19 protein-coding genes are annotated in these 26,521 nt (G+C 55.6%); 11 read left to right on the top strand and 8 right to left on the bottom strand.

Annotated features, from left to right (window positions below; all coding sequences use genetic code 11):
- Positions 1–14: 14 nt before the first annotated feature.
- The 5 genes from AAEZ09_RS25210 (at position 15) to AAEZ09_RS25190 (ending at position 11,998) form a co-directional block, all read left to right on the top strand.
- A complete protein-coding gene (locus tag AAEZ09_RS25210; RefSeq protein ID WP_350601226.1) occupies positions 15–9,512 on the top strand; it encodes a two-partner secretion domain-containing protein in 9,498 nt (3,165 codons plus the stop codon).
- Positions 9,509–9,814: a MafI2 family immunity protein gene (locus AAEZ09_RS25205; RefSeq protein ID WP_350601225.1), complete on the top strand. Its 306-nt coding sequence runs from the start codon at positions 9,509–9,511 to the stop codon at positions 9,812–9,814. The genes AAEZ09_RS25210 and AAEZ09_RS25205 overlap by 4 nt, the downstream gene beginning before the upstream one ends.
- A gap of 319 nt (positions 9,815–10,133) precedes the next feature.
- A complete protein-coding gene (locus AAEZ09_RS25200) occupies positions 10,134–10,526 on the top strand; it encodes a DUF2846 domain-containing protein (protein WP_205896113.1) in 393 nt (130 codons plus the stop codon).
- A 256-nt stretch (positions 10,527–10,782) separates the two neighbouring features.
- The gene (locus AAEZ09_RS25195; RefSeq protein WP_350601224.1) at positions 10,783–11,394 is read left to right on the top strand and encodes a hypothetical protein; all 612 of its coding nucleotides are present in this window, start codon (positions 10,783–10,785) and stop codon (positions 11,392–11,394) included.
- A 16-nt stretch (positions 11,395–11,410) separates the two neighbouring features.
- A complete protein-coding gene (locus AAEZ09_RS25190; protein ID WP_045062883.1) occupies positions 11,411–11,998 on the top strand; it encodes a hypothetical protein in 588 nt (195 codons plus the stop codon).
- A gap of 216 nt (positions 11,999–12,214) precedes the next feature.
- On the opposite strand, the gene AAEZ09_RS25185 is transcribed toward AAEZ09_RS25190, so the two are convergent.
- Both AAEZ09_RS25185 and AAEZ09_RS25180 read right to left on the bottom strand, forming a co-directional pair.
- The gene (locus AAEZ09_RS25185; RefSeq protein ID WP_194690466.1) at positions 12,215–12,550 is read right to left on the bottom strand and encodes a hypothetical protein; all 336 of its coding nucleotides are present in this window, start codon (positions 12,548–12,550) and stop codon (positions 12,215–12,217) included.
- A gap of 620 nt (positions 12,551–13,170) precedes the next feature.
- Positions 13,171–13,506, bottom strand: coding sequence for a hypothetical protein (locus AAEZ09_RS25180; protein ID WP_350601223.1), 336 nt, complete (start codon positions 13,504–13,506; stop codon positions 13,171–13,173).
- Between the two features lie 599 nt (positions 13,507–14,105).
- Between AAEZ09_RS25180 and AAEZ09_RS25175 the strand changes: the two genes are divergently transcribed.
- Positions 14,106–15,044, top strand: a complete 939-nt coding sequence (locus AAEZ09_RS25175; RefSeq protein ID WP_350601222.1) for an NAD-dependent epimerase/dehydratase family protein — start codon at positions 14,106–14,108, stop codon at positions 15,042–15,044.
- Positions 15,045–15,124: 80 nt separating this feature from the next.
- Here AAEZ09_RS25175 and AAEZ09_RS25170 read toward each other — a convergent pair whose 3' ends face one another.
- From AAEZ09_RS25170 to AAEZ09_RS25145, 6 genes are all read right to left on the bottom strand, one after another.
- Positions 15,125–15,511 carry a VanZ family protein gene (locus AAEZ09_RS25170; RefSeq protein WP_350601221.1) on the bottom strand — a complete coding sequence of 129 codons (387 nt, stop codon included), beginning with the start codon at positions 15,509–15,511 and terminating at the stop codon, positions 15,125–15,127.
- Entirely contained in the window at positions 15,508–17,607 is a 2,100-nt protein-coding gene (locus tag AAEZ09_RS25165; protein ID WP_350601220.1) for a YjbH domain-containing protein, read from the bottom strand. Before AAEZ09_RS25165 ends, AAEZ09_RS25170 begins: the two co-directional genes overlap by 4 nt.
- A complete protein-coding gene (locus AAEZ09_RS25160; RefSeq protein ID WP_350601219.1) occupies positions 17,604–18,335 on the bottom strand; it encodes a capsule biosynthesis GfcC family protein in 732 nt (243 codons plus the stop codon). The genes AAEZ09_RS25165 and AAEZ09_RS25160 overlap by 4 nt, the downstream gene beginning before the upstream one ends.
- 38 nt (positions 18,336–18,373) lie before the next feature.
- Positions 18,374–19,033, bottom strand: a complete 660-nt coding sequence (locus AAEZ09_RS25155; protein ID WP_350601218.1) for a YjbF family lipoprotein — start codon at positions 19,031–19,033, stop codon at positions 18,374–18,376.
- Between the two features lie 14 nt (positions 19,034–19,047).
- Positions 19,048–20,151 carry a polysaccharide biosynthesis/export family protein gene (locus tag AAEZ09_RS25150; protein ID WP_350601217.1) on the bottom strand — a complete coding sequence of 368 codons (1,104 nt, stop codon included), beginning with the start codon at positions 20,149–20,151 and terminating at the stop codon, positions 19,048–19,050.
- 90 nt (positions 20,152–20,241) lie between these two features.
- Positions 20,242–20,535, bottom strand: a complete 294-nt coding sequence (locus tag AAEZ09_RS25145) for a hypothetical protein (RefSeq protein ID WP_350601216.1) — start codon at positions 20,533–20,535, stop codon at positions 20,242–20,244.
- A gap of 876 nt (positions 20,536–21,411) precedes the next feature.
- Between AAEZ09_RS25145 and AAEZ09_RS25140 the strand changes: the two genes are divergently transcribed.
- From AAEZ09_RS25140 to AAEZ09_RS25120, 5 genes are all read left to right on the top strand, one after another.
- Positions 21,412–21,636 carry a hypothetical protein gene (locus tag AAEZ09_RS25140; RefSeq protein WP_350601215.1) on the top strand — a complete coding sequence of 75 codons (225 nt, stop codon included), beginning with the start codon at positions 21,412–21,414 and terminating at the stop codon, positions 21,634–21,636.
- Between the two features lie 377 nt (positions 21,637–22,013).
- Positions 22,014–23,081 carry a TDP-N-acetylfucosamine:lipid II N-acetylfucosaminyltransferase gene (locus tag AAEZ09_RS25135; protein ID WP_350601214.1) on the top strand — a complete coding sequence of 356 codons (1,068 nt, stop codon included), beginning with the start codon at positions 22,014–22,016 and terminating at the stop codon, positions 23,079–23,081.
- A gap of 3 nt (positions 23,082–23,084) precedes the next feature.
- Positions 23,085–23,657, top strand: coding sequence for an acyltransferase (locus tag AAEZ09_RS25130; protein ID WP_350601213.1), 573 nt, complete (start codon positions 23,085–23,087; stop codon positions 23,655–23,657).
- A complete protein-coding gene (rffA, locus tag AAEZ09_RS25125; RefSeq protein ID WP_350601211.1) occupies positions 23,644–24,774 on the top strand; it encodes a dTDP-4-amino-4,6-dideoxygalactose transaminase in 1,131 nt (376 codons plus the stop codon). The genes AAEZ09_RS25130 and rffA overlap by 14 nt, the downstream gene beginning before the upstream one ends.
- Entirely contained in the window at positions 24,771–26,189 is a 1,419-nt protein-coding gene (locus tag AAEZ09_RS25120) for a lipopolysaccharide biosynthesis protein (protein ID WP_350601209.1), read from the top strand. The genes rffA and AAEZ09_RS25120 overlap by 4 nt, the downstream gene beginning before the upstream one ends.
- Positions 26,190–26,521: the final 332 nt, after the last annotated feature.

The raw sequence follows: 26,521 nt of genomic DNA, 5'->3' as shown, positions 1-26,521 counted from the left end.
GCATCGAGATTGATATGCCGACCCGCCCCTTTGCCCACCGTGACCACCAGCCATCTGCCGCCCCAGCAAGCCCTGAACGCTTCTGCGGCCTGCCCAAGCGCGGCCTGGCGCTGATCCTGGCCAATGCGCTGTTCTGGCAGCCGCTGCTGGTGCAGGCCGATGGCATTGTGGTCAGCGGCCCCGGCACCTCACTGGGCCAGGCCGGCAATGGCGTGCCCATCGTCAACATCGCCGCGCCCAATGCCAGTGGCCTGTCGCACAATCAGTTCAACGACTACAACGTCGGCGCCAACGGGGTAATCCTCAACAACGCCACGACGCGCACCCAGGCCACGCAACTGGGCGGGATCATTCTCGGCAACCCGAACCTGCAGGGCTCGGCGGCCAGCACCATTCTTAATGAAGTCAACGGCGGTAACCCGAGCCACCTGCGCGGGTACACCGAAGTCGCGGGGCCATCGGCGCGCGTCATCGTCGCCAACCCTTATGGCATCAGTTGCAACGGCTGCGGCTTCATCAACACCCCACGTGCCACCCTTACCACCGGCACCCCGATCCTGAACAACGGACGCCTCGATCACTTTCAGGTCGATGGCGGCAGCGTGAGCATCGAGGGTGCGGGGCTGAATGCCGGCAACGTCGACAGCTTCGAGATCATCACCCGCACTGCCAGGCTCAATGCGCAGATCAACGCCCGCAACCTGACCCTGATCGCGGGCCGCAACGACGTTGACGCACAGACCCTCAATGCCACGGCGCGTGCCGACGACGGCAGCGTCAAGCCACAGCTGGCCATTGACTCCACCGCGCTGGGTGGCATGTACGCCGGCGCCATCAAACTGGTGGGCACCGAAGCCGGTGTCGGGGTGCGGTTGGCCGGCAACCTGGCCGCCAGCGCTGGCGATATCCAGATCGATGCCAATGGTCATTTGACCCTGGCCCAGGCGGCGTCCAGCCACGGCATCAGCGTCAAGGCGGCGAGCCTGGAGGCGCAAGGTCCGGTCTACGCCGGCACCTCTCTGGAGGTTAAAACCAGCGGCGCCTCAAGCAACCGGCAAAGCCTGGCTGCCCGTGATCGCATCAGCCTGAGCGCCGGTGGCCAGCTGACCAACAGCGGCATCATCGAGGCCGGCGTCAACGCCGACAACAGCCGCAACAGCGTCGGCGATATCAGACTCCGTACGCAGCACCTGCGCAACAGCGGTAGCGTGACGGCCAGTCGCAACCTCGACGCAGGCGTCAGCCAAACCCTGGATAACCGCGGCGGCACGCTGACTGCGCAAAACGGCGTGCAGGTCAGTGCCGCTGCGCTGGACAACCGTGAGCAAGGGCGGGTGCTCAGCCACAACAGCCTTGCCCTGCATGCGGACCAAGTGCTCAACCAACAAGGCCTGATCAACAGTCGCGGCCCGCTCCAGGCGCAGGTGGGCCACCTGGATAACAGCGCGGGTGAATTCTCCAGCGCTGCAGCGGCCGTCCTTAATTTGGCATCCCTCGACAACGTCGCCGGCCTGATCATGGCCGGGCAGGACCTTCGCCTGAGCGCCAGCGGCGCGATCAATAACCGTAACGGTCAATTGGGTGCAAACCAGGCGTTGAGCCTCTCCGGTAGCACCCTGGATAACCGCCAGAACGGACGGGTCAGCACTACCCGCGATCTTGACCTCAGCGTTACGCACCTGGACAACCAGGGCGGTGAACTGATCGCCCAGGGTAACCTGAACCTGAGCGGCACCACGCTCGATAACCGCCACAACGGCTTGCTCGGCGCGGCCAACGTGCTGACCGTCCAGGTCGACACTGTGGACAACCGAGGCGGGGAGCTTTCCAGCTCGGAAGCGCTGAACCTGAGTGGCCAGCAACTGAACAACAGTGACGGCGGCAAGGTGCTGGGCGGCACCGACCTGAGCCTTGGCGTCGCGCAATTGCTCAACCAGAACCAGGGCTTGCTGCAGGCCAAGGGCCGTGTCTCATTGGCCGGCCAGACCCTGGACAACGACGGAGGGGCGGTCAGTGCCTTGTCGGCAGTGGATATCCGCCTCGACGGTGCCCTGACCAACCTCGGCGGTTCGATCAACAGCGAAGGCGCACTGACGGTCAGCGCCGCCAGCCTGAACAATCGCCAGGGCAGCCTGTCCAGTGCCGGTCCACTCAGCCTGACCAGCCACGGGGTGGTCGACAACCAGGGCGGTCAGCTGGTCGCCGACGCCAGCCTCAGCCTGCACAGCGCCAGCCTGGATAACCGACAGCGCGGCAACATCAGTGGCAAGGGCCCTGTGCGCCTCGACACGGGCGCGTTCGATAACAGCCACGGCGGGCGCCTGAGCAGCAGCGACACCCTTGAACTGACGGCCACCCAGGTGACCAACCAGGACACCGGCCGCATCGCCAGCGACCAGGCGTTGAACGTCAACGTCACCGGCCTGGACCAACAAGGCGGCCTGTTGTTCAGTAATAGCGCGCTGAACCTGAACCTCAATCACGGCCAGTTGAACAACCAGAACGGCCTGATCAGCGCACCGCTGCTGATGCTCGGCCACCTCAACGAAGTGAACAACCAGGGCGGGGAAATCTCCAGTGCCCAAGCCTTTACCTTCGCCGCCAACAGCCTGGACAACCGCGACGGCAAACTGGTGAGCAACCAGGCACTGACCGTGCGCGTGGAGCAGGCGCTGGGTAACCTCAAAGGCCTGATCGCCGCGTCGGCCCTCGACGTGCGCGCCGCCAGCGTCAACAACCAGGGCGGCACCCTGACCAGCCGTGACACCCTCGACCTGAGCGTCGACGGCCTGCTGGACAACCAGGCTCACGGCCTGATCAACGCCACCCGGCGCCTCAATATCCAGACCGCCGCGCTGAACAACCAGAACGGCGGATCGCTGCTGGGCAGCGCCATCGCCCTGGATTTCGGCGCGGCGGGCGGCGACCTGAACAACGCCGGTGGCCTGATCACCACCGCCGGTGCGCTGGGCATCCACCAGCTGCGCGACCTGAACAACCAAGGCGGCGAGATCTCCAGCGAGCAAAGCTTTGCACTCGTCGGCCGCCACCTCGATAACCACGACGGCAAGCTCATCAGCAGCCAGTACCTGACGCTCGACGGCCTTGGCGTGACCAACCAGAACGGCCTTATTTCCGGCTGGGAAGGGCTGGCCGTCAACGCCAGCAGCCTGGACAACCGCAACCACGGCACACTCTCCAGCCGCAACGGTAACCTCGACGTAGCCGTCAAAAACGCCTTGCTCAACAGCGATGCCGGCGCCTTGGTCAGTCAGCACAACCTGACCGTCAAAGCCGGCAGCCTCGACAACCGCAACGGCGGAATCCTCTCCAGCGCCGCCGCTCAGGCACTGACCGTCGACGCTGAGTTGAACAACAGCCAGGGCGGCCAGATCGACAGCGGTGCTGCCCTGACCGTCCAGGCTTCGACCCTCAACAACCGCAGTGGAGTCATCAGTGCCACGCAGGCCCTGGGCATCACCGCCGACGCGCTGGATAACAGCAGCGCCAGCCTGATCGGCAACAACGCCGTCACCCTCAACCTGCTCGGCGCCCTGACCAATACCCAGGGCAAACTCGCCAGCGCCGGGCCTTTACGCCTGAGCGCCACACAGGTAGACAACCAGGGCGGCCAACTCGCCAGCCAAGGGCTGTTCACCCTCCTGACGGGCGGCCTGGACAACCGCCAGCGTGGCACAGTCGCCGCCAACGACCTGCTGACGCTGACCGCCACGGGCGGGGTGCAAAACGACGCCGACGGCCTGATCTACAGCCAGCACGGCGATGTGCAGCTGCAAGCCGCACGCCTGAGCAACGGCCAAGGCACCCTGCAAAGCCAGGGCGTGCTGACCCTGGACGTTGCCGGTGATATCGACAACCAGCAAGGTCGTATCCTCGCCCAGGACGGTGACCTCAACCTCAACGCCGGCAACCTCGATAACCGCGGCGGCGTCCTGGCCAGCCTGCACGCCACACTGACCGCCACCCTCAGCGGTTGGCTGCAAAACGGCATCCACCTGATCAGCGGCCAGGGCGGCACCACCCAGGCCGAGCGCCTGAACCTGACGACGGCCAGTATCGACAACCAGGGCGGGCGCCTTGCCGCTCAATCGGGCGATGTGCTCCTCAACACGGGCCACTTCGATAACCGCAGTGGCGGCCTTTACGCCGCACACCGCATCAGCGTCAACGGCGCCGACCTGGACAACCGCGCAGGGCAGATCGCCGCTCAACAGATCGACTTCAGCCTGGCCGGTGCCCTGAGTAATGCCCAAGGCATCCTCGAGAGCGACAGCACCCTCAACATCGCCGCCGCCCACCTGGACAACCAGGGCGGTCAACTGCGCGCCCTCGGCACCCAAGGCGCCAGCCGTTTCCAAATCGCGGGCCTGCTGGACAACCGCCACGGCACCCTGGAAAGCGCCAACACCGACCTGAGCCTGGGCCTGGGCGGTTTCCTCAACACCGGCGGCACCGTGCTGCACGTCGGCAACGGCACCTTCGACATCGCCACCGCCAACGTCATCAATGCCGGCGGCGACCTCATCACCCGGGGCGGCCTGACCCTCACGGCCGACCAGTGGACCAACAGCAGCGTCATCCAGGCCGGGCGCCTGAGCGTCAACGTCAACGACTTCACCCAGAGCGCCAGCGGCCAGTTGCTCGCCGCCAACAGCCTGATCGGCACCGGCGTGAACTGGCGCAACGACGGCCTGATCGCCAGCGATGGCAGCCTGGACCTGGGCCTGAGCGGCCTCTACACCGGCAAGGGTCGCCTGAGCAGCCGGGGTGACTTGACCCTGGGCACCGGGCAATTGAACCTGCCTGACGTGGCGAGCATCGCCAGCGGCGGCGACAGCCTGATCAGCGTCGCCGGCGTGCTGAACAACTACGGTCGCCTGACCTCCAGCGCCGACCTGATGCTGCACGCAGGCGCCGTGAACAACTACGGCACCCTGGGCAGCGGCCAGGACCTCACCCTCACCACGGCAGCGTTGCTCAATGATCACGGCCTGATCTTCAGTGGCTGGGACATGGGCCTGCGCGTCGCGTCGCTGACCAACAGCTACGCCAGCCTCTACAGCCTGGGCGACCTGGACATCGACCGTGACGGCGACGGTGGTTGGGCCTCCAGCATCGTCAACAGCTCCGGCCTGATGCAGAGCGACGGCCGCATGAGCCTGGCCGCCAGCACCATCAAAAACATCCGTGCGCTGCTGACGGTCTCTGACGACGGCATATACACCGCCAAAATCGAACAAATCCCCTGCATCGAAGGCGTCAACGCCGGCGACTGCGGCGGCAAGCAAAACCGCGTCTGGGAAATCGTGCAGCGCGAAAAACTACAAGTCACCGCCGCCAGTGCCGCGTCGAGCATCACCGCCGGTGGCGACCTGATTCTTAACGGCGGCGACCTGCTCAACCACAGCAGCACCCTGGCCACCAGCGGCAACCTGAGCGCCACGCTGAACAACCTGACCAACACCGGCGTGCAGACCTCCGATACCGAAACCGTGCGCGTGTTTCGTACCCAACGCGCCAGCAATGGCAGCGGCTGGGTCAACATGGCCCAGGCGTTCACCGACCGTTACTGGCTGCACGGCAACGGCTACGACGCCGGCAACCTCGGCGGCCTGGCGGCGGCCATGAGCCAGTTCATCGGCACCACCGAAGCCGAACTGCCGGAGTTTGGTCGCGTGATCCAACTGAGCGCCGGTGACCAACGCTACGCCGCGATCATCCAGGCCGGCGGCAACGTCAACATCACCACCCAGAACGACTTCGACAACAGCGTGGTGCGGGCCGGCTTCGAGTACGTCGGCAGTGGCCCGAGCACCAACACCAGCGCCCCGGGCAACGCATTTTCCACCCGCGTGACCCTCAACCAGCAACTGCCCCCAGACCTGGCACAACAGCAAATCAATCCCCTGGCGCTGCCAGGGTTTGAATTGCCCACCGGGCAGAACGGCCTGTTCCGCCTCAGTGGCCAGGGCAGTGCCCAGGGCGACACCGGCCCGCACAGCTGGAACCTCGGCGAGGCCAGCGTCGGCGCGGCCGAGCGGCAACAAGCCATACCGGGCACCCAGGGGCGCGACATCAGCGCCGACCCGTCCGGCAACCAGGGCATGGCCGGCGCGGTCAATGTGGCCAAGGTCCAGGGCCTGCCCGGCAACACCGGGCAATCCCAGCCCCATAAGTACCTGATCGAAACCAACCCGGCACTCACCGACCTCAAGCAATTCATGAGCTCGGACTACCTGCTCAGCCAACTCGGCTACAACCCCGACGACAGCGCCAGGCGCCTGGGCGACGGCTTCTACGAGCAGCAGCTGATCCAGCAAGCCGTGGTCGCCCACACCGGCCAGCGCTATCTCGACGGCTTGACCTCCGACGAAGACATGTTCCGCTACCTGATGGACAACGCCATCGCCAGCAAGGACTCGCTGATGCTGTCGCTGGGCGTCAGCCTCACCGCCGAGCAAGTGGCGGCCCTGACCCACGACATCGTCTGGCTGGAAAACGCAATCGTCGACGGCCAGCAAGTCATGGTCCCGGTGCTGTACCTGGCCCAGTCCGACAACCGCCTGGCCGCCAACGGCGCGCTGGTCCAGGGCCAGGACGTCAGCCTGATCGCCGGGCACAACCTCAGCAACGCCGGCACCCTCAAGGCCACCGGCAACCTCGCCGCCATGGCCGGCAACCACCTGGTCAACAGCGGCCTGGTGCAGGCCGGCAATCGCCTCGACCTGCTCGCCGGCAACGACCTCACCAACCAGGCCGGCGGCATCATCAAGGGCCGCGACGTCAGCCTGACCAGCCTCACCGGCGACATCAGCAACGAACGCACCGTCACCGGCCACGACAGCAGCAACGGCTTCAACACCCAGCACCGCGACTTCGTCGACAACGCCGCACGCATCGAAGCCGCCAACGACCTGACCATCACCGCAGGCCGCGACTTCAACAACCTCGGCGGCGTCCTGCAAAGCGGCCGCGATACCAGCATCAGCGCCGGCCGCGACGTCACCCTCGGCTCGGCCACACAACTCAACAGCAACGAACACGGCAGCAAAAACCGCGACCTCGCCATCACCCAACACAGCGCCAGCCTCGAAGCAGGCCGCGACCTGTCCATCAACGCCGGCCAAGACCTCGCCATCGTCGCCAGCCAACTGGACGCCCAACGCGACCTCGCCCTGAACGCCGGCAATAACCTCACCCTGGCTTCGGCCGCCAACGAAGACCACAGCTACAGCAAAACCCACAAAGTCGAAGCCCAGGAAGACCACGTCAGCCAGGTCGGTACCAGCCTCAACGCCGGCGGCAACGTCACCCTCGGCGCCGGCCAGGACCTCACGCTCATCGCCAGCACCGTCACCGCGGGCCAGGAAGCCTACCTGGTCGCCGGCGGCAACCTGCAACTGCTGGCCGCCCAAGACAGCGACTATTCGCTGTACGACAAGGAAAAGAAGGGCGGTTGGGGCAGCAAGGAAACCCAGCGTGACGAAGTCACCGACATCAAGAACATCGGCAGCCAAATCAACACCGGTGGCGACCTCACGCTGGTCAGCGGCGGGGATCAGTTGTACCAGGGCGCCAAGCTCGATAGCGGAAACGACCTGACCCTGCAAAGTGGCGGCAACATCACCTTCGAAGCCGTCAAGGACATGCACCAGGAGAGCCACGAAAAGAGCAAAGGCGACCTGGCCTGGAACTCCGCCTCAGGCAAAGGCAACACCGATGAAACCCTGCGCCAGAGCCAATTGGTCGCACAAGGGCAGATGGCGATCAATGCCGCGAACGGGTTGAACATCGACCTCAAGGCCATCGACCAGAAGTCGGTAGGCGAGACCATTGATGCCATGGTGCAGGCCGATCCGAACCTGGCCTGGCTCAAGGATGCGGAGCAGCGTGGGGATGTGGATTGGCGTTTGGTCCAGGAAATCCACGACGCCTATCAGTACAGCAACTCGGGACTGGGCGTTGGCGCACAACTGGCGATCGCCATCCTGATGGCTGCCTTTGTCGGCCCTGCTGCCATGTCGGCGCTGGGCGGTACTGGCGCAGTGGCCGCAGGTGGGGCAGCCATCGCCACAAGCGCAGCAACCAACGCCACCGTCAGCTTCATCAACAATGGCGGCAACCTGGGCGCCGTGTTCAAAGACGTCACCTCCAGCGACGCCCTCAAGGGCTACGCCATTGCCGGCCTCACTGCCGGCATGACCACGGGCTACTTCAGCGAATGGACCGGTACCACCACGAATCCGGTCACCGGCAAGATCACAACCGATCTCGGGACATGGGGAGACGTCGGCCGATTCGCCGCCAATCAGGGCCTGCAAAACGGCACCTCGCTGGCTCTGAACAAGATCATGGGGCAGGGCGGAGATCTGGGCAGCGCTTTGCAGAGCACGCTGTTCAACACCTTGGCGGCTGCGAGCTTTAATGCGGCAGGAGATGCCACACACGGCCTCTTTCCTGACGGCAGTCCGCAAAAGGTCATGATCCACGCGATGGTCGGTGGCCTGTTGGCGCAAGTCAGCGGCGGCGACTTCAAGACCGGCGCACTCGCGGCAGGCGCCAACGAAGCCTTGGTCGTGCAGCTCGATAGCTTGGTAGGTGGAAACGAAAACCTGCTGAGCATGACCTCGCAACTGGTGGGTGTGCTGGCGGCGGCCACGCAGCGTGACGCGGATGGCGACAGCCTGCAAACCGGTGCGTGGGTGGCGCAGAACTCTACGCAGTACAACTACCTGAATCACAAAGAAGTCGTAGAAATGCTGCGAGAGGTCGACGGTCAGTCGACTGAAGAGGGTAAGAACAGGGTTCGGGAGCATTACGCCGAGCTTGATGAGAACAGAAACAAAGAGTTGGCCTCGCTCTGTCAAAGCGATCCGACGGGTTGTGACGCGTTGTCGACGCAACTTTTGAAGGATGATCCAAAGCTCAGGGCCCTGGCAAACGATCTGAAAGCCCGTGGCGAATACAATCAGGCCGCCATCGTAGGCGTACTCATCACCAACAGTAATATTGCTGCTGGTTCTGAAATCGCTACCGAACTCGCAGCCGCTAGAGATGGTGACGATTCCAGATTTTCTACTGCTTTTGCTGGAGCAATGCTGGGTACCGTGCTTGGGGGGATGAGGCCTGGTGGTATTGGTGGTGCAAAAGGCAGTCTTACACCTAAAGACTTTCCAGAGGTAGCTGGCAAAATTAGTCAGAAACAGCTTCGGCATATTGCTGGAAGGCCTGAGCTTGAAGCTCGAGGAGGCGGAGGCTTCTTGAATAGTATTGATGATGCTCAAAAAGTACTAGATGCTTACCGCGTAGGGCAGGTTAAGATTTTAGGTAAGAATGCTCAAGGGTTTCCAGTGGTAAAGTTCGAAGGTGTAACCGGAACTAACGTTAACGCTGGCGTTGGTATAACCGGTCAGCCAACCAATGTTTTCATAATCAAAGGTACGAAAAGCCCAAGTATTGTACCTGCTAACCCTAATTGGACTCAGAAATGAATATGGCAGCCAAATTGAAAGCTTGGAATTTCCAAGTATTAATGCTTGTTCAAGCGATGCTTGGGGCCGTTACTCCAAACTTCAGGATGGTGGTGTTGTCTCGTGAAGGTGATATTTGGGTAATAAGGTTTTATCTTGAGAAAAATATAGAAGACGATATTTGTGAGATTGAAGACATCATATGTCAATATACTGCATATCAGGATTCGGATTTAAAGTGCAAATCAGAAATTTTGGTCGGCCACGAAGCTCTACCTAGATTGTCGGAAGCTGACAGGGTTGTTTATCGTCGAAAAGAGTGATTTTGACTTTTTGCTAAAGGATTAAAGATTGTGCCGGGGTAAATGTGCCCCTTAATGGCGCTCGTTCAGCTCTCCGTCTGCGGTTGTAATTATGATTTGCATGGTTTAAATACTCGCGGTATTCCGGCACGTGGGGGCGTATCCTCCGTTGGTCGAAATGAAGTTGTTTGTAAAAAATACCTGAATTGCTCAGATGAGCCTTTCATTTAATGTTTAACTAAAAAGGACGATTCACATGATCAAGTTAATCTAAAAAACTACAGCTGTTGTATCGATCGCACTGCTCTACGGCTGTGCTTCTGCCCCATCAATGGAGGCGATGCAAGCGGAAGTAGCCCAGTACTCTTTACCTAAAGCACCTGTTGCGGACAAGGGCTTGGTCTATGTAGTCCGGCCGAGCAATGCCGGGATGATGGTACGCTTCAATGTCTTCCTTGACGACCAGGAAGCAGATTCGGAAATGGGTTACAACCGAGGCAACCAGTACATTTACTTTTATGTAACGCCCGGAACGCACGTGATCAGCTCCAAAGCTGAAAATTGGGCGGAAGTTACGGTAACTGCCAAGGCTGGTGAAGTCATTTATCTGAAGCAGGAAGTGGAGGTGGGTGTGGTGATGGCACGGAACAGCCTGAAAGTATTGAACGATGTTGAAGGTCGTTATCTGGTGAAGGATGCTGCGCTTGGTACTATAGCAAAAGAGAGTAAATAACCGTTTGAATCGGTGAAAAAGGTGCAGCAATACTCCTGAAATGATGGACTTTAATCCAGGTGTCAAAAAACACCTGGATGGTCTGAAGGGTTGACCCAACTAGAATTCGGCGGCGCTGCCCAGTTCCCCAAACTCATATCTCTTGAGGTTGCTGTAGTTACGGTTGCGTCCGTAATCCATCGATAATTATCTTCGGCTTATTTTAATTAAGAATAAAATCGTTTAGCGAAAATTTCGTAAAGTTGTAGGAGTACCCATGTTTAGAAGTATCTCAAAACTCACAGCCATAATCACCATTCTAACAATGAGCGGTTGTGTCTCTTACAATGTCACCGGCCCAATCGGGGAGCCCACACAACCCGCCAACATTACCAGCCCGCGTACTGCACAACTCGCCGACGTAACGGTCTCGGTCCCGGACATGGACGCTGCTACACGTACCTCCATCAGCCGTTCGCTAACGACGCAGATCAAGCAGTATGTGGATAAAGGCGGCTACTTCAAGCAAATCACCGAATACCCCACCCGTTTAGGTGAGAACGATGTGGTGCTCAACTTCAATATGACTTCGCTCAAAGGTCGTCGAGCTCCGCATCCCGCCTATTTCCCCGGCGCCTTGCTGACACTGACGCTGTGGATCTGGGTCAATGGGCCCATCGACGTAGACAGCTTCGACTTGGCGGGTGATCTGCAGATCGTTGACCGGGACGGAAAAACGCTGGCGACTTCCAAGAAGCAGATCAAATTCGAGCGCAATGTCGGCATTTACGGACGGGAATACTGGGCACCTACCATGGGTGCCAAACAGTTGAGCGAACTGATCTCAAAGCTGCTTGATACCGCGACTGCGCGCTTGGCAAAACAGTAACTAAAAGGAGAACCACATGGTTGGATACATCAAACACGCCTTCATCCTGTCAGTCATTCTGATGTCAGGTTGCGCATCGTACTCGATGCATGAACTGCCGCCCTTACAGGCCTGGCCACTCACAGCAGATGCTGCACAGCAAAAGCCGACGACGTTCGTGCGCACCACCGCGTTTTATCAGGCCAACGGCGGGGAGGGGCGGACGGTTGCCGGCGCACCAGCTGCTCTGTGGGAATCGGCAATTGTTGATGCGTTCCGAGAGTCGGGGCGCTTTTCGCGGGTGACTACCGACAAGGTTGACTCTGACATCTACGCCGAAGCCACTCTGTACAACAATGAACAGTTCAGCGTTGCCTCCGCCGTTGTGACCGGTTTGACCATGTTCATCATTCCCAGTACGGCGAAGAACACGTTTACCCTGGAAACGGTGTTCAAGGACAAGGACGGTAAAGAACTTGGGCGCATTCGCAAAAGCGAGTCGGTGCGTACCTGGATGCAGTTGGTGTTGATCGTTGCCCTGCCTTTCCAGCAAGACACTCGTGAAGTGGTGCAAACGCTTGCCCGCAGCACGCTGGAAGAAGCGGTGCAGCGTCAGTTGCTGTAGCGCAGGCTGCTTGCGAAGCCGTCCTGGCTAAGCATCGTGAACCAGCTCTGGTATCAGGCTGGCTGAAAAGGTTGTCTGAATTCCTGGCAAAGGTCAGGGCGCGACCCGCGACGAGAGTTCGCGGACAAGTCCATGCATCCCGAGCCCACATGTGTCTGCTGGAATTAGGCTTGCCCGCGAAGGCGTCAGTCGAGACGCCTCAACTACCCGGGTTAATCACGCCACCAAAACAGCCTGAGGTTGCGGTCGCAATCGACGCTCAACCACCTCCAGCACATCACAGCCATCGCGCAACGAAATGGCGCAGAGCAGGGCGAAGTCACTGAGGATGAACGACTCACACTCGATCGTGCCGCGCATGGCCAGGTTTTCTAGCACCTGGGTGACGGCCTCGATTCGGTACTTGGCCGCGCCGATCAATACATCGAGTGGGGCTTGGGTGTCGACGAACAATGTAGGCATGTCGTCGCAGTTGCTGGTGAGCGGCTTGAAGCGGTTTTCGGGGTAGGGGGGTGGTTTTTTGTACGGTGGGTCGGGGTGAAGTGCTCTCATTTTCTTGCCCTTGGTGAATTCATTTGAACTACCACCGGCCTTTCCTACGGGCTTGGGTGGCAGCCGTACGCGGGAGTAGGAAACTGAGGATTCACCAAACTCAGCCACGCCGAAGCGTGTCCCGCGCACAGCCGCCGCGAACGATTTTACGGACACAGGTTATGTGCCGCAATCAAACGACTGACGCGCGGTGAATCTCCAAGGGTTCCTACGCCCTGCCACTGCATCCACAGTGGCAGCGAAAGAATATCCGAGCAGCCCAATGCGCACCAGTTCATGCACGTCGACACAGCTCGAAGGAAATTTCCGAAGTTTTTGTACGAAAATTCCGAATCGCCGCACGAAAGCGTTCGCGACTGTGAGAGAGGTGAGTCAGGAAAGAAATCAGAAAAGGACTAGTGTCCACTTCGAGGATTCGCTGAACAGCGACGGTACAACAATGAGTATTCAGTAAGTCCCGGATAGCGGCTCGGACTGATCAATCATGCGGGTCATGATCGCGCTTGGCGTACGGTAAAGTTCGCGGGCGACCCGATGCACCCCAACCCTTCATAGGTGTCGGCAGGAGTGAGGCTTGCCCGCGAAGGCGCCTCTTGAGACGCCTCAACTACCAAGGTTAATCAAGCCACCAAAACAGCCTGAGGTTGCGGGCGCAATCGACGCTCAACCACCTCCAGCACATCACAGCCATCGCGCAACGAAATAGCGCAGAGCAGGGCGAAGTCACTGAGGATGAACGACTGGCATTCGATCGTGCCGCGCAGGGCCAGGTTTTCGAGCACCTGGGTGACGGCCTCGATTCGGTACTTGGCAGCGCCGATCAATACATCTAGTGGGGCTTGGGTGTCGACGAACAATGTAGGCATGTCGTCGCAGTTGTTGGTGAGCGGCTTGAAGCGGTTTTCGGGATAGGGGGGTGGTTTTTTGTAGGGTGGATCCGGAGTCAGTTTTTTCATTTGTTCAATCTCATGAGCATGAATATGAACTGCCAACAGCCTTCCTACGGGCTAGGGTGGCAGCCGTGCGCAGGATGTAGGAAACCGAGTGCTCATGAAACCTCGGTCACGCCGAAGCGTGTCCCACGCACAGCCGCCGCGAACGATCTTACGGACACTATTTAAGTGCCGCAATCAAACGACAGCGCTAATGCGTCATGAGCATGTAAGGGTTCCTACGCCCTACCACTGCATCCACAGTGGCAACGAAAGGATATCCAATCAGCCCAATTCGCACCAGTTCATGCCGGTCGACACAGCTTGAAGGAAATTTCCGGAATCTTTGTACGAAAATTCCGAATCACCGCACGAAGACGTTGGCGACTGTGAGAGAGGCGAGTCAGGAAAGAAATCAGAAATGGACTAGTTACCGGTTGGAGAAACTAGACGCCAACTCGCCTCGAAAGCGATCCCCTACTTGTGGGATAATCACCCATTGCCAAACCGCAATATCCACCGCTCACATGCCTTGTGCCCATTCCTAAGCAATGGCAAACCAGCAAGGCAAATCTTCGAGCCGAGGTAACCATTCCTCCCGAACTTTTCAATGGATTTTAAAGATGTCTAATGGACCTATTCTGATCACCGGCGGCGCTGGCTTCATCGGCTCCCATCTCACTGACGTCTTACTCGCCAAGGGTTACTCGGTCAGAATTCTCGACGACCTCTCGACTGGTAAACGCAGCAACCTCCCGCTGGACAACCCACAGGTTGAGTTGATCGTAGGCGACGTTGCCGATGCCGACGTAGTTGCGCGCGCGATGGTCAATTGTCAGTCAGTCGCCCACCTTGCAGCTGTGGCTTCGGTGCAGGCTTCCGTCGACGATCCGGTACGCACGCATCAGAGTAATTTCGTCGGTACGCTTAACGTTTGTGAGGCCATGCGCCAGGCCAACGTGAAGCGGGTGGTTTTTGCCTCCAGCGCTGCCGTGTACGGCAATAATGGTGAAGGCTTTGCTATCGACGAAGACACGCCTAAAGCGCCGTTGACGCCCTATGCCTCAGACAAGCTGGCAAGCGAGTACTACTTCGACTTCTACCGCCGCCAGCATGCACTGGAGCCGGTCATATTCAGGTTCTTCAATATCTTCGGCCCCCGCCAGGATCCGTCATCGCCGTACTCCGGCGTGATCAGTATCTTTAGTGAGCGCGCACAGAAAGGCTTGCCAATCACTATTTTCGGTGACGGCGAACAGACCCGTGATTTTTTCTATGTAGAGGATTTGGTGGGATTGTTGGTGCAGGCATTGGAAGCACCACACGTTGAGGATGGAGCAATCAACGTTGGTATGAACCAAGCCACCTCGTTGACGCAGATGCTCGGAGTTTTGGCAGAGGTTTTAGGTGAGATTCCACCCGTTAGCCACAGCCCGGCACGTGCGGGAGATATTCGCCATTCACGTGCGAACAATGATCGCCTGCTGAAAAAATTCAAGTTGGCTGAGACAACACCTATGAGTGTTGGTCTGGCGAAATTGCTGGGTAAAGATGCTTGCTGATCAGGTGGGAATAACAGTCTGGCCACGTTGATCAAGCGTGGCCACACTGTCCAAACATGTGACGATAAAGCCGATAGACGCTATGCCGCAGGATCCGATTCAAGTTTTTTGAGTCGCGAACTCAAATATCCCCGCAGAACCAGAACAACCACCATCCCGCACAGAACCCCAGTAGCGTTAGCCACCATATCTCCCCAGGACGCTGTACGTAGCGGCATCAAGCTCTGCTCCAGTTCGATCAACATCGAACCCACCAACGGCCAAAATAGCAGCCAGCCGAGCCTCGTACCGGGGAACGCCAGGTAGGCGCTCACCGTCAAGCAGGCGAAGCCGGCCCAGTGATGCAGCTTGTCCTGATTCTCGAACATCTCCGGCACCGGCTCGCCGCGCATGCCGGCGAAACACAGCACCAGCAGGATCACGAAGAACGCCAGTTTGGGCAGGACACGCAGAATCCGCTGCTTCATTCGGTGACCTTGTAGAAGTTGTTGTGGAACAGATCGATGTTGCGACGCTCTGTCAGGGAGTACAGCGAGTAACTGCGACCCAGGGAAGCGCCACCGTCTCGAGTCAGTGGAGTCCACGCAAGGTTAGCTCGGCGAGTGGTCGAGCTGGCCATCAATTCGTCGAATGGTATCGAGAAATAGATACCCTTGCCGAAACTACCCTCACCGTATTCCTCTTTCGTGGCGTTGGTGATCGTTACCCAACCACCGAACCGTACGCCGTTGGAGAACTCGCGGGACAAGTCCAAAGTAGCGCCGTAGTCTTTGGCCAAATAACGCCCGACGCTGAGTGCGCCCAGAATGTCCTGGAACGAGCTCCGATAGTAAAGCGTAGCGTTACCGGTGATGGTGCTGTAATCACGCAGCCCCAAGCCCTGATCGAAATCACGCTGCTTGACCCAGTTCATGTCCACACCAACTGCCCAGCGCTCGCCCATCGGACGGTACAGTGCTTCACCGCCGACGCCGGCGAACATCGATTCCAGATAACCGCCGTACACCATGCCGTAGAGGTCTTCGTCCAGCTGCTTGACCTTGTTCAACTGGAAGGTCGGCATCGTCACTTCCGAAGTGGTCATGTACTGACGCAAGTCGGTACGCACTCGCGGTAGGCCGCTGGGTGCGTCGTACTTGAACTTGTCGAAGTTGTTGATCAGGTTCGCGCTCAACAGGCCGCTCCACCACAGATCAGGCTGGAACCGGTACTCGGCACTCAAATCGGCACTGAATTGGTACAGCAGGAATCCGTCAGGACCGCCGACGTTCTGTTTGTACCCGAGGCCCAGGCCGTAGGTGAACTTGTCCGGCGTTTTCGCGTACAGGGTTTTCTCCTGATGCGGCACCGGAACGTTCTGCTCGGTTACCCGGCGCAGGTCTTCCAGCGGACGATCTTCCTGGACCACTTCGCGGAAAGTGTCCCGGGGCAGGCTGACTTCCTGGACCGGCAAGCTGTAACGGGTGTCGACCATGGTGAACCAGTCGATCTGATCGTTAACGCTGTTGTCGAGGATGCGCGAAGCACGGCCCACGGCTTTCGGGGTATGGAAGTAGCGGCCTTGTTCGCCGTAGACGATCAGTTCTGAGTCACGCTGGGTGATTTTCGAAACGGTGTAGCCGGCGTTGTTCTGCAGACGCTTGGCGACGCCGGCCCACTGAACGTCCGTTGGCGCGGTAGTCGGTTTGACGTCCGGCACGGGTTCGGGTTTTGGATCGAAGCTCTTCGTTGGTGCTTTGCGGGTGGCGAAGTTGGTGTGCAGGGTGATGCCGAACATGGCGGTATTGCCGCGTTCCCAGGCTGCGTGGAGGTCTACCGAATCGGTGGCTTTGAAGACGAAGCCAAGGTTTATAGGGGAGTCTTGGACCTGGTTGTTACTCAGTGGCTCGTTCTTGTAGTCGTTACCTTCGTATTCAACTTTTAGGGACAGCGGGTCCCAAGGTGTCTGGTAAGTAAGGCCACCAAAGAACGAGGGAGAGCCACGGAAGTAAGTATTGCCGTTAAGACTACCCGCATTCGAAACGTTGGCGTCTGGCGCAGGCCTATCGTCGAATTTGCTGTCGAGTAAGCCAAAAGGATTATCGATATCTCCGCGATTACCTAGGTATCCCCAAGCTAACCCAAGGGAAAGGTCTAAATTTCCGAAACGTTTGCTACCTACGAAGTACTCACTAGAAAACAAGCCTGTACCACCAACATCTCGCGTGCCGAGTGCGATTTGCGGTAGCCAGTGGCTTTCTTCAAGGAGCCGCACCTTAATATCGATGCCCTTGTCTTTAGCACTTTGGTCGCCACTTAGGGATTCTGAACCATAAGTGCGGTTGGTGATTGTCGTATATCTGAATGATCCTTCCAACCAATCAAAGGGCTGGAAGGACACGCTGTAGCGGCTATAAGGATCGGTACGGTTGGCGGTGAAAGACAGCTCACCAGCCGGCGCCATGCGCGCGGTCGGTGTCTGCAACAAACCCACACCACCAAAGTCACTTTGCGTATAGCGCGGTTCCGCAACCGCCGACGCACTACATCCGAGCAGCAAACAAGGTATGAAGCGGTACTTCATGGCTTCACCTCCAGCAGTGGCTGGGTGGCGATAAAAGCGGCCATTTCAGTATTCAGATCTGGTGTCGGATCACCCTTTGCGGTGCTGTGTATGGGCACGTAAATTCTTGCCCCTGGCGCCGGCGGTACAGACTTGGTTTGGTTCCAAAGTGCTATACCTTCTTGGAAAACGCGACCATCTGGCTGGATGACAAACAGCAAGTCTCTGTCCGCACCAGGATCACGCAGGCAGTTTTTCAGATAGCTTATTGCCGGCTGCAAAGGCTGGTGCGCCAGCTCGCATTCACCAGTTACTGCGCCCACTACCCTCACAGTGTTCGGACGGGGAGGGTAGAGCAGCACATCGCCATTGCTCAGGTAGGGATTGTCCCCGCGGTTCAGTTCAACCCGAATCGGATCAAGTTGAGCTACTCGACGGCCAGTAATCGGCATTGCTTGCACCTTGTCGATCAAACGCTCAGCGAGTGCCGCCAACTGGGTTTCATCATCCTGCAGTGCGTTGCTCTTAACAGTCGAGAGATCGAAGAGCACGCCCAGCTTCAATCGCTTCTGTGCATTGCGTAACGGCGTATGCAACCACGCCGCACCAAGCAGATACGCTTTTGGATTAACTTGGGCCGGCAACAAAACATCATGCAAGCGAGTCCCTTCCTGGAATGAATAGCGTCCAGGTTTGGCGGCATCGCCCTGCACGGTGACCAGCGAGTCAGCATTTACGGCAAACGTCATGAGCAGGCTGCAACAAAGCAGCCAGGAGGAGCGAGGGATCATTGAACTACCGGCTTATTCGGGCGCACTTGAACAATGCGTAGGGGCAATTCGGGAGTCAGGTGTTGCACGCTGGCCATGATGAAGCCGTCGGCAGGGTCGACCCAGTATTGGTTCCGCGCGGTGAAGTCCAGACCTTCCATGGTGATCTCCTCGTCAACGCGCAATAGCGCCACTTCGCGGTCGAGGATGTGCACGGTTTCCAGCCCTTTTTTCTGAAAGCGGCTGGTTAGCGTGACACCCATGCGATAACCACCTACCAAGTCGACTTGGCGGCGGGTCTGCAGGCCGTCGGCAACGCGATGCAAGCCGGCTTTGAAAGGCGATTCACCCTCAAAGTGGGTACCATCGAGGTTGTTGTTGAAACCAACGCTGCGAATGGCAAGACCGTCTTCGAGCATCAGGATCTGGCGAGTCGAGGCCATCCAAAAGCCAACACCATCCTGCTGACGCACCAACGCCATAACGGCTTCACCCGTAGGTGCCGCGATGGTGATTTGGTAGTACGGAGTTGCCTCCACCTGTTGGCGGGTGAGTTCCAGGGGCTCAGGACCTTCAAAAGCGGCTTTGAGTGTATCCATGGACGCGGACATCAACGGGTTGCAGGCGCTCACCAGCAAGGAGGCCATCGATAGGGTGGCCAGTCGCAGAAATTTCACAAGAATTCCAATTCTTAATTGTTGCCCAAGTCATCCTGAATGCCCACACCTGTACGAAGCAGATTGGCCGACGGGAATACCTGACTAATAAAGCGGTTCCAGCGAGTTACATCGGCCGGGCCGACATAGACCACATCCTGCGGCTGTAGTTTGAAATGCTGTGAAAGGGCAAACGCCGAGGGAGATTTGAGGTCAATTTGAAAGACCTTTACCGGTTCGTCGGTCAGATTCTCAACCCCGCGTATTACGTACACCTCTTTGCCACTGGAGGTTTCCTGGCGCAGACCGCCAACAGTGCCCAAGGCATCGGTGAGGTTCATATTGCTGCCCTTGAAGTTAATTGCCCGCGATGCGGTAACCTCACCCAGCACATAGACCTTTTTCTGGTCGTTGTAGGGCAGGTGCAGTTGGTCGCCATCCTTCAAGTAAATATTGTGCAGGTTCGAGTTCTTGCGATTGAGAGCATCGAGATCAATGTGGTACTCACGACCGTCGCGCTTGAGCACCAAACCGGAAATATCAGCAGATTCGGGCAGTACCGAACCCTGGCCAACGGCGTCTAATAACCTTAAGGGTGTATTGGTGATAGGAAGCTGGCCGGTCTTGAGGAAAGCGCCGGAGAGAATAATTTTTTGGCTGGCGAAGCGCACAATGCTGAGATCCACCTGGGGCTCGGCGATCACCTTGGCCAGACGCGAAGCAATGGTCGAACGTAAATCTTCGATGGTTTTTCCCGAAGCTTCGATTGTTCCGACATATGGGTAGAAGAGGCTGCCGTCGGGACGAACCATGCGCCCGTTAGCTTCAATCGGTTGCTGCCCTCCTGACGGAGCGGTTAACTCTGGGTGGTCCCAGACTGTGACGTAGATCAGATCACCAGCACCAATGCGATATTCTACTGGCTGATAGCTAAGCAGCTCAGGTGCGACAGAATTCGACTGGTCAGCGGCTGCCTCGACGGCCACCAATTTCGGTGTAATTGGCACCAGCTCGATCCGACTGCTTTCGGGTGAACCTTCACGTACCAAATTGCCTGTGTCCATGTGCTGGCCAGGGGAAAAAATGCAGCCTTGCAGGGTCAGGCCAGCCAGCATGGCTAGGGGAAGAGCGCGATTCATTGTCGAAATTGCTCGAAGGGAATAGGCAAAACAAAACCTCCCAGCAGGCTGGGAGGTTCGCGTATCGAACTTTAAGAAGCTTGGGAGCTGTTACCGAGCGGTGCCAGTAGTACCAGTAGTACCCGAGGTGCCACCACCGGTTGTCCCCGGAGTTCCGTCGTTGCCACCACCGCCGCCGCTGTTGGACGCGGCGACACCTACGGCGATAACACCGGCGCCGATGGCCAGACCTGTGCCGACCGTTACGCCGCCGGCGATTGGAGTTGACAAGCTGAGGTCGGAGGTGGCTCCAGGCACCTTAGCGGTGGCCGTAGGAGCAGTTTCAGCAGCCATCAAAGGCAGGCTGATGGAGGTGAAGAGGGCCAAGACCAGTAGCTTTTTCATGTTCATACTCCTTGAAAGGATTGTCCCTGAGGGGGTGTTAGGGATGAGGGTATTGCAGTAAGTGCCTGTATTGCAAGCTTCAGCTGCTAGTGCAGGCCTTTTTAAGATAGCAGTTCATTCAGCTCTGGCTGCTGCCAGGCCGGGTGGCACGATGGTCACACCGCTTAATCAAGCTTCGAATTTAGCTCCGAACACGAAATTGGCCAGGGTCGATAAAAGGCACAGTCAGTTCTCTGGTCAGCTTGGGCCTGTAGCCGTCAGGATTGAATTGGTCGGGCACGGGAAGATGCAAGGTGTAGTGATCAACTAATACCGGAAATCAAGTTGAATTTTTTCTAAGTCTGAGCTGGCACCCGCCCGCGGTTAAATTGATGGGCCGAATCGGGTTGTTCTGATTCATCAAAAGTGGCGTGGCTTATGTCCCTTTGGGTTTCTAGGTCGTTATGTAGTCCGTGGTCGGTATCGATTAGGTTCTCAAGCCAAAATACGCGCTCCGACGGCGCGTTATCCCAAAAACTTCCCCGGTGACTCGTGCGCCTTAGCGGGCGCTAACAGCAGAGGTGCTGCAGAAACAGGCGGCTGGCATATCGCGACCCTTAATTTAAGTGAGACGGCAGGTCCTGAAATTATGTTGGTGAAGCATGGTGCACCACAAATCCTTACCGGTATCTCTTTTGCTACCCAGTACCTACCTGCACTGTATGATGGAGTCGTGGGGCAACTAATGGGGTGGGCACACCGCACTAGGTGGAATGATTGCCTGTAGGTAGGGGCCGGTATGCTTGGATTTGAATGGCATGAAGACGCATGGAGTTTTTGCCGAGGCATGGGAGCTCGACTCCTCCAGTTCGACGTGGCTTTATCCCCAGAGAAAACATGGTTGCTGCGCTTGGACATGCGGTCGAAGAATCGCAAAAAACGTGGCGAAAGAAATCGGGAAAATTCAGTTTCCTTGGCTTCACGCATTATGCGGCAATGCCGTATCTACGGATCTATCTGGCTGGCGGCTCATTCCTAACGCGAATTGCGAAAATGCGCTCATCATCGACTGGTGAAAAGCACTGCTCCATAGGCACGCCATTTGCCCTTTCGAAACTGTGATGATGTGAAAATGGCCGATACTCGGGTGGGGGGGCGAAATGCGGGGGGCGGTCTTGAAAGGTGTCGTTCAGGATGACGAGATGAGTTGAGATCCGGAAAGTTCAGATGTGACCACGGCAACGTTTTTCGGAACTCGACCGAATTGGGCATCGAAAATCGGTTGGTACTCCAGACCTTTCCGAGTCTTTTTTCTTAAGGCTTATTGCTTCACTTGGAAGCATCAAGGTAAAATTCTTGCTGGATCCAAGCACCTGCGAAATTCCGCGAGGTGCCAGCAATTTAGTCGAAATAATCGTAAAACGCCAAGGCCTAAAAGTGGCGCATCTGTAAAGAACTGCCTTCCAAAAATGACGGGCTCAGTAAAATGGATATCACTAATGCCTGCAAAAACTCCTGAATTGACAAATTCAAAAATACTTCATGTCGCTGGATTGGAAAAATTCATTCCGCCTTTCATTAAATTTGTCGCACAGCAAGTGGACGGTGACAGACATACTTTTTTTCTTACGGGAGATGAGAAGAAGCATGCTTTAGAGCATAGTCATAACATCACCTTGGCAAGAAGCTACCCAAGTAAACTGATCGCCTGCATTGATCTTTTAAAGAAATGTTGTTCCGCAGACAAGATCATCCTGCATGGGTTATCGGATACAAAAATTATAGCAGTGCTTTTCACTCAGCCATGGCTGCTAAAAAAGTGTTACTGGGTTATTTGGGGTGCTGATCTTTACAGCTATCAATTGGCGGTGCGTACTTGGCGTTGGAGAGTTAAAGAATTCTTTCGTCGCCCTGTTATCAAACATATTGGTCACTTGGTGACTTATATAGAGGGTGATGTTGAGTTTGCTCGAAAATGGTATGGGGCAAGAGGGCAATACCACGAATGCATTATGTATCTAAGCAATGTTTATCGCGAATACTCCGTTCCCCAGGAAGCGCATAGCAGCGTCAATATTCAAGTCGGGAATTCAGCCGACCCGAGTAATAATCATCTCGAAATATTTGAGCAACTACTTCTATTTCGCGATCGAGAAATCACGCTTTTCGTCCCGCTGTCTTATGGGGATCAAGAATACGCTAAGGAAATAATTGAAGCGGGTACGAAGATGTTTGGCCAAAAATTCAAACCAATGATTGATTTTATGCCCTTCGATGAGTATCTCGCGTTTCTTGGAAAAATCGATATAGCTATTTTCAATCACAAACGCCAACAAGCGATGGGAAATACAATTACGTTGCTCGGTTTAGGTAAAAAAGTTTATCTGCGTAGCGACGTAACGCCATGGGCAATGCTTGAGAAGAATGGCGTCTCTGCATATGATGTCGCGAATATATCGCTGACACCGATAGATTCGGCAATAAGAGAGCGAAACAAATCTGCTATCAAGAAAATTTTTTCGGAAAGAAAACTGCTCAGTCAGTTAAAACAAATCTTCGAGGAGTAAAAATTGTCTTACTATAGAGAAGATCAGCTGTTTTTGATGGGTTTCAAAAAGCTTGGAAAAAACGTCAAGATTAGCGACAAAGCCAGCATTTACAATATTGATGAAGTTGAAGTTGGCGACAACTCTAGAATCGATGATTTTTGCGTGATATCCGGTAAGGTAACCATAGGTAAGTTTGTTCATATAGCTCCATTTTGCCTTGTGGCTGGAGGAGAACAAGGTATTTTTATGGATGACTTTTCAGGACTAGCATACAAAGTGCAGGTTTTCACCCAGTCCGACGACTACACTGGAAAAACGCTTACCAACCCAACAGTTCCGGCGAAATACAAATCAGAAATTAAGAAGAAAGTCCATCTTGGTAGGCATGTAATTATCGGGGCGGGATCCATTGTATTTCCCGGTGTCACATTGGCAGAAGGATGCTCTGTCGGTGCAATGACTCTGGTTAGCAAAAGCACGCTGCCATGGGGGATTTATGTAGGGAATCCCGCTCGCAGAGTCAAGGAGAGGAAAAAAGATCTCCTTACGCTGGAAAAGCAATTTTTGGAAGAGACAGGTCATGATCCCATTTAATAAGCCGCCGTACACTGGTAATGAAGATCAATACGTTTTAGCTGCCATGCGTAGCCAAAAAATTTCTGGGGATGGTGACTTCAGCAAGCGTTGCCAAGTTTGGTTCGAAGAAAAACTTTCCTGCCCTAAAGCCTTGCTGACCCCTTCATGTACACAGGCATTGGAGATGGCAGCACTGCTGATTGACGTCCAGCCAGGCGATGAAATCATCATGCCTAGCTACACCTTTGTCAGCACAGCCAATGCATTTGTCTTGCGCGGTGCCAAGATCGTCTTCGTAGATGTTCGCCCTGATACCATGAATATCGATGAGCGTCTGATCGAAGCAGCCATTACCCCGAAAACCAAAGCCATCGTACCCGTCCATTATGCAGGCATCGCCTGCGAAATGGACACCATCATGGATATCGCAAATCGCCATCGATTATTCGTCATTGAAGATGCCGCGCAAGGAATGATGTCCACCTACAAAGAACGTCCCTTAGGAAGTATTGGTCACATGGCAGCTTACAGCTTTCATGAAACCAAGAACTACACTAGTGGCGGTGAAGGTGGCCTACTGATAATCAACGATGCTCGCTTTATCAATCGCGCTGAAATCATTCGGGAAAAAGGGACCAATCGCAGTCAATTCTTCCGTGGAATGGTCGACAAATACAGTTGGGTTGATGTGGGTAGCAGCTATCTGCCCTGCGATATCCAAGCTGCATTTCTCTGGGGGCAATTGGAGAAAGCCGAAGAGATCAATCAAAATCGGCTACAGACTTGGTCGTTTTACCATGAGTCACTTCAACCGTTGGTCACCGCGGAAAAAATAATATTACCCACATTACCTAAAGGGTGCGTACACAACGCGCACATGTTATACATCAAAGTTCGCGATCTTGAAGAGCGAACTGCAATCTTAGGGTATTTGAAGGATAAGGGTATATTAGCTGTTTTTCATTATGTCCCACTTCACTCAGCTGTAGCAGGGCTTCAGTTTAGTCGTTTTCACGGAGAAGATCGATTTACTACACAAGAGAGTGAGCGTCTGATAAGACTTCCGGTCTGGTATGGCATGGAGAAATCTGAAGCGAACCACGTCATTCAATCTGTAATCGAGTTCTACGCTTGAACGCAAAAAAAATAGCTGCTTTTGCCGTGGGCCCCATTGGTGGTGCGGCATTAGGCTTCATCACGCTACCGATCATCACCTGGTTCTATTCTGCCGAAGACATCGGCAGAATAGCCATGCTCCAAGTTATATCCAGTTTTTGTATTCTGCTATTCTGCCTGGGCTTGGACCAGGCTTATGTACGTGAATACCATGAAGCAGATAACAAGCCTGCGTTACTTAAAATTGCCTTGCTCCCCGGCTTATTACTACTTGCTGCGGGTTTACTTCTCTGCTTCGTGGTGCCTGACTTTATTTCTAAAGTGCTGTTTTCCATAGACAGTGTATTGATAAGCTTGCTAGTAGCCATATGCATTCTGTTCGCGTTTATTTCCCGCTTCCTCTCGTTGATTTTGCGTATGCAGGAAAACGGATTGGCTTTTTCCATGAGCCAAGTTTTACCCAAGCTCCTGTTTCTCGCCGTCATCTGTACCTATGTTATTTTTTCGTTCGGTTTTGATATTGTCCACCTGATAATAGCCCATACCCTATCGATCGTAGCTGTAACATTGGTTTACGCTTGGAATACACGAAAGGTGTGGTTGGCTGCGTTCAAACATAGAGCAAATTTACCCAAGCTTAGAGCTATGCTGCGCTTCGGCACGCCATTGATCATGGGCGGAGCTGCTTTCTGGGGCTTGACTGCAATGGATAAAATTTTCTTGCGTAATATGTCTACTTTCGAACAGCTCGGAATCTATTCAATAGCATCTAGTTTCGCAGCGGCGGCTACCATTTTCCAAAGTGTTTTTTCAACCGTCTGGGCTCCGACTGTGTACAAATGGGCAGCTGAAGGTATCAACGTTAAAAAAATTGATCAGGTCACCGAGCACATCTTAGCGGCAGTTATATTTATATTTGTTCTTGCAGGACTGTTCTCTTGGCTCGTAACTTATCTGCTTCCAGTTACATATGGGGGCGTTCAATATATTCTAGTTGCTTGTATGTCCTATCCATTATTCTATACTTTGTCCGAAACAACTGTGGTTGGTCTTGGCATAACTCGAAGAAGTGGCTACGCCATGACGGCAGCCCTGATTGGTGCCTCAGTAAATTTCACTGGAAACTACCTGCTAACTCCTACATATGGTGCAGCAGGTGCAGCAGTTTCAACAGCGTTTTCATTCTGGATATTTTTTGTTTGTCGTACAGAATTTTCCTGTCTTGTATGGCGCAAAATACCACGGTTAAAGTTGTACGGTACTACGTTTGCCTGTCTGCTGATTTCAGCGGCGATGTCAATATTCGGGGAAGATCATAAGGTAGCAATAATTTTGGCGTGGACTTTAATGGGAGCCACGGGTCTCTTTCTTTTTAAGAGTTCACTGCGTATTTTAAAGTTAAAAATACAAAGCTTTCCAAAATGGTCGAATTGAACCAAGTAAGGTCAGGAATCAAAATAAAAACGGATGGTTTCATAAAGTGTGTGCAACGCATCTATTGAATTGAATTGTCGGACCTCATATGGCCTTGGGCGGGAGCCTGCTGTCAACCGTTGACACACCCGATTAATCCCCCGCTAAAGGCCATGACGATCAGCGAAGTACATCGTAACTTCTATGAGCCGGAAATTTTCGCATGATGGGCATGTCTTTGCCCAAGTAATTCGTTATGTTTTTACTCACCCCTAAGGAAACTCTGAAAAAGACTTCCCGATCTGGTGAAATACGCACCTCACACGAACAGAACGGTTGAGCCCCGATGAAAC

The sequence above is a fragment of the Pseudomonas sp. 65/3-MNA-CIBAN-0223 genome (assembly GCF_040310425.1).
Classification (GTDB): Bacteria; Pseudomonadota; Gammaproteobacteria; order Pseudomonadales; family Pseudomonadaceae; genus Aquipseudomonas; species Aquipseudomonas gregormendelii.
Note: the sequence above shows the minus strand (reverse complement) of the source record. Positions and strands in the feature narration are given on the sequence as shown.